The following is a 9,381-nucleotide window of genomic DNA, read 5'->3' as shown; positions in this document are numbered from 1 at the left end:
CTTGTCGATCGCCACCTTCACAGTTCCGGCAAGCAGCGGCTTCAGGCCGGGCATGGCGGCGGCGCGGATCTTGTCGTCGAGCACCAGGGCCACCTTGCGGCTGCGCGCCGGCCCCTCATCCCTGAGCGGCTCGATCAGATCGAGTTCGGCCGGAATGCCGTTCAGCAACGCCTTGGCGGAGATCACCGCCTTCTCGGGGTCGACCGTGATCGAACCGTCGGCATCCGTCACGACCTGTCCTTCGAAGGGCTTGGCCAGGGACATGCCGGTGTAGTCGAGCGACACCAGCCAATCGAGCTTCGAGGAGTCGACGCCGGACTGCAGCGGAATATCCGCCTTGACGTGACCGGTGACGCTGCCCGACAGGTCCTCCGGCAGAATGCCGACATGGCGCATGGCGTTGATCGGCTCGTAGGATGCGAGTTCGGCAACGGCGGATGCGTCGCCGTCGACATCGATGTCGAGCGCGCCGACGACCGGCGGGCGGTTGGCCGCCTTGACCGTCAGCGTGCCGTTGCTGGCCGCCACGGTGCGGCCGCTGGGCATGTAGACGGTGCCCGAGGACAGCGAGATATCGACATCGTTGCCGTGGAAACCGACGACGCCGACCGCATCGCGTATCGGAGGGATGCGGCCGGCGGTGTCGAAGCGCGATCCCTCGATCTGGAAGCGGCCGAACACCTCATCGGCCGAAAGCGGCACGCCGTTGCCCAGCCGGCCCGGCACCACCTGGAACTGAAGGTTGGCGTCGACGACACGGCCGCCGAACAGATTTGCCAGCACCCACAGCCGGGCATTGCGCGCCGAAAACCACGGCCATAGCTGCTTGACGTGAGAGACCTGCATGTCGTGGATGTTGAACGCCAGATTGATCCCCGGCACTTTGCCGTCGACGAACGCCACGGCGGCGGTGCCAAGCATCTCGCCCGAGCCGGCGGACCGAAGCGCGATCTGCTCGGCCACCAGTTTGTGGCTCACCGTGTTGTAGACACCGGCGATCCGGGCGAGGAAGGTGAGCGCCGGCTCGGGCGACTCCGAAGGCGCAAGCGACGACCCGTCGCTGGTCAGGTCGTAGCGATAGGAGGGCTCTTCACCCACCGCTCCGCTTGCCGGCTTCGGCCCGATCGAACCGGCGAAATCGAATGTCGAGCGGCCGGTCTTCAGCAGCAATCTGTCGACCTGGACCTTGTTGCTGCCAGCAACCAGCGTCGCATTGATATCGACGTCCGCCGCCAGCAATCCTCGCGTGCCGAGATCGAGGACAGAGCCCGTCGATGACAAAGCGGCCGTCAGCCGCGATGCGTTCACGCCGAACCCTTCCGATCCCGTCAGCTTCAACGCGACGGGTCCCAACTTGCCGGCAGCGGCCGCGCCGGTGTCGGCCAGATCGACGCTCGCATCCAGCGCCGTGACCCGGTGCGCCGCGATATCACGGGTGGCGGTAGCGGCAACCGTAAGCGTCCTGCCGTCGATGTCCGCCTTCGAGGAAAACTCCATGCCGCCCGGTCCCGACTGCACGACGGTGGCGTCGGTGATCTTGACGAGCTTGATCGCTCCGGTTTCGGGCAGCACGAATTCGACATTGCGAAGATCGATGCGACGCAGCGAATCCTCCCGCACGGCATCGAGTGCGTGGTTGATGTTTCCGAACACCGCGGCGGACAGCTTCTCCGGATCGATGAGGCCGTCCGCATTGCGCAGGCCGGCGGTCCAGTCGCCGCCTGACGGCATCGCCGCCACGACGATGCGGGCATCCGAGATCCTGGCGCTGGTCAGCCGCACATCTCCCCACAGCAGCGGGAACAGACGCACGCCGAAGCGCACGCGGCCGGCATCGGCCATCGGCTTGCCGTCTGATGTCTTCAAGCTGACGTCGCTGACCTGAAGCGCGATGAAACTCGAACCGTCGAGCGTGATGCGGGCAGGCCCGACCGCGACATTGACATCGACGCCCGCCAGTTTCTCAAGCGCCGTTTCCGCCTCGGCGCGAAGCCGGTCGGCTCCGATGCCGGAGGCGCCAACCAGATAAACGAGCACGGCGGCCAGCAGCACGAAAGCGACCAGACCGGCGAACAGTCGCGACAGGATGCGAAAACCGCGTCCGATCGACGCCTGACCAAGCGGCGGCACACGGCAGGCGGACGGAAAGGTCCCCAGGTCGGTGATCTCATCACGCCTGAACCGGATCTTCTCGTGCTGCGGTCGCTCCTGATCCACGCAATTTTCCGTTGTACGAACTCGATCGTGGACGAATCCCCGTCCGACACTATATCGGTGTGGCTTCGCGCGTAACCTCAAACAAGGGCATCGGTATGGCTGACCTCGACGTAGGCGATCTTGCGCCGCAATTTGACCTGCCGCGGGACGGCGGCGGATCGGTCAGCCTTGCCGCATCGTCCGGCAAGCCCATCGTGCTCTATTTCTATCCGCAGGACGACACAACAAGCTGCACGCAGGAGGCGATCAGCTTCTCGCAGTTGAAGCCGGAGTTCGAGAAGGCCGGCGCCGTGGTGATCGGCCTGTCGCCCGACCCCGTCAAGAAGCACGACAAGTTCAAGTCGAAATACAATCTCACCATCGACCTCGCCGCCGACGAGGAGCGCACGGTGATCGAGGCCTACCATCTGTGGGTCGAGAAATCGATGTATGGCCGCAAGTATATGGGCGTCGAGCGCGCGACGTTCCTGATCGGCCGCGACGGGCGGATCGCCAGGATCTGGCGCAAGGTCCGCGTCAAGGGCCATGCCGAAGAGGTGCTCGAGGCCGTTCGAGCGCTTTGAGGTTTGCCGGCGAGGCTGGCCCAGGTTCCCTTGCAACCTTACGCACGCCTGGCGGGCAATCGCTGCGAGCAAGCTATCGCTGCAAGCCTTTGTTAACCCTAATAATGTGTAATCAAGCTGTCGTGGTGTCGTAAACGAAAGCTTGGTCCCGTGAACGCAACCGGTCAGTCCGCAGTCTTCGGCAAGCGTAAGGAGCCCCATACGGTCATCATCGCCCGGGGCAACGAGATCAGGCATTTTACGATCCGACCGTGGCTGGCGGCCTTTATCGGCTCGGCGCTGGCCGCCATTGCCGTCGGCTACCTCATGGCCACCTCCTATCTCGTGCTGCGCGACGATTTGATCGGCGCCACAACGGCGCGTCAGGCGCGCATGCAGCAAGCCTATGAAGATCGCATTTCGGCGCTTCGCGCCCAGGTCGACCGCATCACCAGCCGCCAGTTGCTCGACCAGCAGCTGATGGAAACCAAGGTCAGCGAACTGCTTGAACGCCAGAGCCAGTTGAGCCAGCGTCATGGCCGCCTTGGTCCGCTGCTCGAACGCGCCGAGAGCGAGGTCGGCGCAGCGCCGGCCGAAGATCCGGCAGCGGCTGCGAAGCCGGACAAACGCGCCGAAGTGACCGGCAGCATCAAGGAGCCCGCGCGGAATTATGCGGTCGCCAGCCTGAGCGCCGATCTCGGCGCCGGCGACACAAGGCCGTTCTCGCTGTGGTCAACCCGCTCCGATCCGCTGCCCAATGATTCAGCCGCCGATCGTGCCGACAAGCTCTTCGTCTCGATCAACCAGTCGTTGAAATCCATCGAGAGCGATCAACTGACCCGCATCAGCACGCTTGCCGACAATGCCTATAAGAGCGCCGATGCCATCACCCAGGCGCTCGAGGCGGCCGGACTGCCCGTCGACAGCGACTTCGGCAAGGGCGACAGCGACGTCGGCGGACCGCTGATCCCGCTCGACAGTTCGATGATGTTCGACAGCAAGGTCAAGGAATTGGACGAAGCGCTTGACGCGCTCGACCATCTCAAGAAAGAAGCGCGCCAGCTGCCGCTGACCAACCCCGCGCCGGGCCACTCCGTCACCAGCCCGTTCGGCGTGCGCACCGACCCGATCCTCGGCACCGCGGCACTGCATTCCGGCATGGATTTCAGGGCGCCGATCGGCATGGCCGCAAAGGTCACGGCGCCCGGCACCGTCACCAAGGCCGGCTGGAACGGCGGCTATGGCCGCATGGTTGAAGTCGACCATGGCAATGGTTTTGCGACACGTTACGGGCATCTCAGCGAGATCGACGTGACCGTCGGCGAGAAACTGGACGCCGGCGCCGTCATCGGCAAGACCGGCAGCAGCGGCCGCTCGACCGGCCCGCATCTGCACTACGAAGTCCGCCACAATGGCGAAGCGATCGATCCCTTGCGCTTCCTCACGGTCGGCAAGAAGGTCGCCCAGTATCTGTAAGCGATCCCAGGCTCCTGCCCCATGCGCCGATGACCATCATGATGGCTGACTAAGGCGCTCCCGTAGACAGAAACGCCGTCGCTGCCGCAACCAGGGTGGTCGCGCCGACCTTCAACGCGGCCTCGTCGACACGAAACCGGGCGTGATGGAGCGGAAAGACCGATCCGATCTCCTCGTTCCGGATTCCCAGCCGAAAATAGACCGAAGGACGTTTCTCGCTGTAGTAGCCAAAGTCGTCCGCGATCGTCCATCCGGGCGTGTTGAGGACGTTGTCGGCACCGATGCAGGCCTTGGCGCTGGCGGCAATCAGCTCTGTCATCTCGACATCGTTGACGACGCCGGGTTCGCCCTTGTGGATGTCGACCTCGACACGCGCGCCGTGGCTCGTCGCCATACCCTCGGCTATCGTACGAACGCGGTGCCAGGCCCGCTCGCGGGTTGCATCGCTGCCGCTGCGGATGGTGCCTTTCAACGTGACCCTGCCGGCTGTGACATTGTAGGCGTTGCCGCCATTGATGGCAGTCACGGAAATCACCAGCGGATCGTACGGATCGGTCTCGCGCGAAACGATCTTCTGCAATTCGCTCACCAGGGAGCAAGCCACGGCCAACGCATCGACGCCTTCATGCGGTTTTGCCGCGTGTGCCGCCGAGCCGATGACGGCCACATCGAACGTGTCACAGGCCAGAGTGTAGGGACCGGAGCCGACGGCGATCTTGCCGGTCGGTGTGTACGGATCGACGTGGACGCAGATGGCGGCGTCGATGTCGTCGAGAAGCCCCTCTTCCACCACCCGCTTGCCGCCCGACGGTTCGTCCTCCTCCGCCGGCTGGAAGATCAGGCGAACGGTACCGCCAAAACTGTCCCGCGACTGGTGAAGATGCGCGGCCACCGCGAAAGCCATCGATGCATGGGCGTCGTGACCGCAGGCATGCATCACACCTGGATTCGTCGATGCATAATCGACGCCGGACTCCTCCTCGATCGGCAAGGCATCGATGTCGGCGCGAATGGCGATCTTTCGATTTGACGGCCTGCCGGCGCCGACAATATCGACGGCAAGGCCAAAGCCGGCGACGTCGCGAATGTCGACGATTCCCTGATCCACCAGCATCTGCCTGAGGTAACGCTGCGTGCCGGCCTCCTGGTTCGAAAGCTCGGGATTGCGGTGCAGATGGCGACGGACCTCGATCATCCGGTCGAGAATTCCGGCGTCGATATCGGTCGTCACGGTTTTCGCAACACCCCCCGCCGTGGCCGAACCCTCAGGATTTGACATGGATCTCTCGCGGGAACTTCGTCAGGGTCTCGTGGCCGGTTTCGGTGACCAGGATGGTCTCGCTGACCTCGATGCCCCAGCCGTCCATCCACATGCCAAGGATGGAATGAACGACGTTGCCCGGTTCAAGCACCGTCTTGTCGCCCGGCCTGAGGCTGATCGTGTGTTCGCCCCAATCCGGCGGATAGGCGACGCCGATGGAGTAGCCGATGCGCGATTCCTTCTTCAGTCCGTAGCGCTGGATGACCTTGCGCCAGGCAGCTTCGACCGCTTCGGCAGTCGTTCCCGGCCTGACCGCGTTGAGCACCGCGTCCATGCCCTCGATCACCGCTTTGGCGGTATCCGAGACATTTGTCGGCGTCTTGCCAAGCTGCATGGTCCTGGCGAGGCCGGCGGCATAGCGGCGGCAAACGCCGGCAAGTTCCAGCGCAATCGTCTCGTTTTCTCCAAACCGCCTGTCGCTCCACATGATGTGCGGCGCCGAGGCATTCTCGCCACCGAGGATTGTCGGCGGAAGCGCTGTGATGTCGCCGGCAAAATCCGGGCTGCCCGCGATCTGCGCCGCCTGGATGGCGGCGATGGCGTCGCATTCGCGAACGCCCGGCGCGATCACCTCGAAGGCTCGCGTGACGGCAGCTTCGGCGAGCGTCGATGCCTTGCGCAAATAGGCGATCTCCGGCGCCGATTTGACCGCCCGGATCCAGTTCACCAGCAGGTCGGCATCGTGCCATTTTGCATTGGGAAGTCCGGCGACAAGCCGGGCGTGCGCCTTGGGGGAGAAATAATAGGCTTCGAGTTCGATGCCGATATGGCGACTCCCCCAGCTCTTGGCGACAATCCAGTTCGCAATCCAGTCCATGGGATGGCGATCGCCTCGCTGGACATGGTCTTCCGGAAAGCCGACCACGTTTTCCGGTTTCATCCAGGCTGTCAGAAGACCGCCGGCCGCATCCATGGCGCGCCCGATCCAGACCGGCTCGACCTCCTCGATTGGAACCAGCACCATTTGCGGCGTGTAGAACGACCAGCCGTCATAACCGGTGATGTAATGCTGGTTGGCAACGTCGTTGACGACAAGAAGCTCGAGACCGCGCTTGGCCATCTCGGTGCGGATCTTGCGAAGCCGCTGTCGGTACTCGTCGCGGGCAAACGGCAATTCGATCATCTTTGCTCCTGCTTTGTCATCAACGGTCGCGGGTTCGCTCACCATTGAAGAGGTTTCGCCATGGCGGCAATCGGCCAGGGCGGCGTGTGGGCAGGTCCTGAATCGGGTACGTCCATACCCGGCCTTCCCAAGATTTGTGTTTCATTATCATTTATTTTTGAATTCCATTTGACTGAATAAATAAGCGGTGCCAAGCTATCCTCTCCTAAGGGGCGCAAGGCATGGCACTGCGGGGGACCAATCAGGAGTTCGGGCGGCCATACAACCGGCGCATCGTGCTTGAGTCCATCCGCCTGCACGGGCCGATCGCGCGCGGCGAGATCGCCCGGCGCGTCGGCCTCACCGTCCAGACGGTATCGACCATCGTTCGCGAACTGGAAGATCAGGACTACATCCTGTCGCTGCGCGAAGAGCCGAGGGGGCGCGGCCTGCCGCCGGCGACGCTCCGGATCAACCCCGAGGGCGGCTATGCCGTGGGTATCCACATCACTCCGCTTGGTATCAGCGCCGCCTTGATCAATCTGAGCGGCGACGTGATCGAGAGCATCTACCGCGAAGCGCCGAACGCGACGCCGGACCGCGCCTTCGAGTTGATCGGGGCGATGGTGGTGGAATTGACCCGGCTGCGGGCTGGCGGACGGGTGCTGGGGGTCGGCATGGCCCTGCCCGGCCCATTCGACGTGGAGTCCATGAGTTTCGTGGGGCCGACCACCATGACCGGCTGGAAGGATGTCGCGCTGCGCGAACGGCTGGCGGCCTCCACCGGATTGCCGGCCTTCTTTGAAACCGATATGGCCGCGGCCGCCATGGGCGAGCGCCTTTATGGCCTCGGCGCCCAGTTTTCCGAATATTACTATCTCTATTTCGGCGTCGGCCTTGGCGGCGTCATGGTTCATGACGGCAGCGCCTTGCGCGGCGCCTGGGGAAATGCCGGCGAGATCGGACACATTCCCGTCATTCCCGGCGGCGAGGCCTGCCCGTGCGGCAACAGCGGCTGCCTCGAAAGATATTTGTCGCTCGAGGCGCTCCGGCGCTGGAACGGCAGCGAGGCCGACTGGGTGGCCGAAGTCGCACCGATCTTTCACAACGCCGTCGCCGTCATCGAGAACCTGTTCGACCCGGAGACGGTCATCCTCGGCGGGCTGGCATCCACCGACCTGCTCGAAATGCTGGCTGGTTCGGCCGCAGGCCTGCACAACTCCGTCTCGGCCCGCAAGGACCGCACGACGCCCAGGGTCGTGGTCGCGCGCGGCGGACAGCATTCCGTGCTGCGCGGCGCCGCCGCCCTGGCGGTTTCCGGGGTTCTGTCACCTCGCTTCGGGCAGATGTTCGCGGCCGAACGCGAACGCGAGCGCGACCTTCTCAAAGGCAGGGAGATTGCGGCATGAGTGAACCCCTGCTGGTGCTCGACAACGTCACCAAGAACTATGGCGCGATCGAAGCGCTCAAGGGGATCAGCTTCTCGATCGACAAGGGCGAGGTCGTGGCGCTGCTGGGCGACAACGGCGCCGGCAAATCGACACTGGTGAAGATCATATCAGGCGGACTGGAGCCGACATCGGGCCGCATGCTGTTCGAGGGCAAGGAATTCCTCGCCAAATCACCGGCCGAGGCCAAGGCGGCCGGCATCGAGACCGTCTACCAGGATCTCTCGCTGTGCACCAACGTCGACGTGGTCGCCAATTTCTTCATGGGCCGCGAGATCACCCGCAAGTTTCTCGGCATTCCCGTGCTTGACGAGCGCGCCATGGAAGCCGTCGTCGGAAAGGCGCTGGCCAATGCCGGCACCCGCATTCCCTCGCTGCGCGCCAATGTCGAGCATCTTTCGGGCGGCCAGCGGCAAGCCATCGAACTCAACCGCTTCGTGCACTGGGGCGGCAAGCTGGTGCTGCTCGACGAACCATTCGCCGCCCTCGGTGTCGAACAGACGCGGCGCGGTCTCGACATGATCCGCCAGGTGGCCAACCAGGGCATCGGCGTCGTCATCATCACCCATATCATGCAGCAGGCTTTTCAGGTCGCCGACCGGAGCGTGGTGATCCGCCAGGGCGTCGTGTCCGGCGATGTCGCACGCAATAAAACAAGTCCCGACGCGGTGATCAACATGATCACCGGTGAGACGCTTGCCGGTGCCGGACCGACAGGCTGAGGGACAAAAGAGGGGTCCGGCTTAAGAGGAGCGAACGACATGAAGCGAATACTTCTTGCTGTCTTCGGTATCCTTGCACTGGCCTTTGCCACGCTCACGCCGGCATTCGCCCAGTCCAAGGGTATCGTCTACTATATGGTGCCGACCCTGCTGGACGAGTTCCAGACCGGCTCGGTGAGCGCGCTGGAACTGTTCCTGAAGCAGACCGGCTACGAGATGAAGACGCTGAACGCCGACAACAAGACCGACGCCCAGCAATCGCAGATGAACGATGTCATCGCGCTGAAGCCGGCGGCCATCATCCTGGCTGCAGTCGACTTCAATGCGCTGAAACCGTCCATCGAAGCCGCGCGCGCCGCCGGCATCCCGGTGGTCGAGTTCGACCGCCAGATCACCTCGACCCCGTCCGACTTCACCTCTGTCGCCGGAACGGTCGAGATCGGCTACGTCGCCGCGGATCAGGCCGAGAAGCTGCTGAAAGCCAAGAACGGCTCGGTGAAGGGCAAGGTTCTGCAGGTGCTCGGCGACCCCGGCGATCCCTACACGCTCGACA

9 protein-coding genes are annotated in these 9,381 nt (G+C 63.8%); 5 read left to right on the top strand and 4 right to left on the bottom strand.

The window, feature by feature from the left end; all coding sequences use genetic code 11:
* On the bottom strand, positions 1–2,217 hold a 2,217-nt coding region (locus EN884_RS14155), incomplete at its 3' end, for a DUF3971 domain-containing protein (protein WP_128360589.1).
* A 95-nt stretch (positions 2,218–2,312) separates the two neighbouring features.
* On the opposite strand from EN884_RS14155, the gene EN884_RS14150 reads away from it, so the two are divergent.
* Positions 2,313–2,780 carry a peroxiredoxin gene (locus EN884_RS14150; RefSeq protein WP_063167801.1) on the top strand — a complete coding sequence of 156 codons (468 nt, stop codon included), beginning with the start codon at positions 2,313–2,315 and terminating at the stop codon, positions 2,778–2,780.
* 150 nt (positions 2,781–2,930) lie between these two features.
* Positions 2,931–4,235 carry a M23 family metallopeptidase gene (locus EN884_RS14145; RefSeq protein WP_063167800.1) on the top strand — a complete coding sequence of 435 codons (1,305 nt, stop codon included), beginning with the start codon at positions 2,931–2,933 and terminating at the stop codon, positions 4,233–4,235.
* A 49-nt stretch (positions 4,236–4,284) separates the two neighbouring features.
* On the opposite strand, the gene EN884_RS14140 is transcribed toward EN884_RS14145, so the two are convergent.
* From EN884_RS14140 to EN884_RS38635, 3 genes are read right to left on the bottom strand one after another with little or no spacing between them, the layout of a single operon-like run.
* Positions 4,285–5,514: an amidohydrolase gene (locus tag EN884_RS14140; protein ID WP_063167799.1), complete on the bottom strand. Its 1,230-nt coding sequence runs from the start codon at positions 5,512–5,514 to the stop codon at positions 4,285–4,287.
* On the bottom strand, positions 5,501–6,679 hold the full coding sequence (locus EN884_RS14135; protein WP_063170211.1) for a M24 family metallopeptidase: 1,179 nt from the start codon (positions 6,677–6,679) through the stop codon (positions 5,501–5,503). The genes EN884_RS14140 and EN884_RS14135 overlap by 14 nt, the downstream gene beginning before the upstream one ends.
* 38 nt (positions 6,680–6,717) lie before the next feature.
* Complete coding sequence (locus EN884_RS38635) at positions 6,718–6,873, bottom strand: hypothetical protein (protein WP_164752000.1); 156 nt, start codon at positions 6,871–6,873, stop codon at positions 6,718–6,720.
* A gap of 27 nt (positions 6,874–6,900) precedes the next feature.
* On the opposite strand from EN884_RS38635, the gene EN884_RS14125 reads away from it, so the two are divergent.
* The 3 genes from EN884_RS14125 to EN884_RS14115 form a co-directional block, all read left to right on the top strand.
* Entirely contained in the window at positions 6,901–8,067 is a 1,167-nt protein-coding gene (locus tag EN884_RS14125; RefSeq protein ID WP_063167798.1) for an ROK family transcriptional regulator, read from the top strand.
* Positions 8,064–8,828, top strand: a complete 765-nt coding sequence (locus EN884_RS14120; protein ID WP_128360588.1) for an ATP-binding cassette domain-containing protein — start codon at positions 8,064–8,066, stop codon at positions 8,826–8,828. Before EN884_RS14125 ends, EN884_RS14120 begins: the two co-directional genes overlap by 4 nt.
* Positions 8,829–8,867: 39 nt before the next feature.
* Positions 8,868–9,381: substrate-binding domain-containing protein (locus tag EN884_RS14115; protein ID WP_164895007.1), on the top strand; the 514-nt coding region annotated here is incomplete at its 3' end.

It is taken from the genome of Mesorhizobium sp. M7A.F.Ca.AU.001.01.1.1 (genome assembly GCF_004022735.1).
GTDB classification, from domain to species: Bacteria; Pseudomonadota; Alphaproteobacteria; order Rhizobiales; family Rhizobiaceae; genus Mesorhizobium; species Mesorhizobium ciceri.
The sequence above is the reverse complement of the archived record's forward strand: the minus strand, read 5'-3'. Positions and strand labels throughout refer to the sequence as shown.

What these genes read in the sequence shown, in the direction of transcription:
- EN884_RS14150 (WP_063167801.1), top strand. Translation starts at nt 2,313, where the DNA reads ATGGCTGACCTCGACGTAGGCGATCTTGCGCCGCAATTTGACCTGCCG.
- EN884_RS14140 (WP_063167799.1), bottom strand. Translation starts at nt 5,514, where the DNA reads ATGTCAAATCCTGAGGGTTCGGCCACGGCGGGGGGTGTTGCGAAAACC.
- EN884_RS14135 (WP_063170211.1), bottom strand. Translation starts at nt 6,679, where the DNA reads ATGATCGAATTGCCGTTTGCCCGCGACGAGTACCGACAGCGGCTTCGC.
- EN884_RS14125 (WP_063167798.1), top strand. Translation starts at nt 6,901, where the DNA reads ATGGCACTGCGGGGGACCAATCAGGAGTTCGGGCGGCCATACAACCGG.
- EN884_RS14120 (WP_128360588.1), top strand. Translation starts at nt 8,064, where the DNA reads ATGAGTGAACCCCTGCTGGTGCTCGACAACGTCACCAAGAACTATGGC.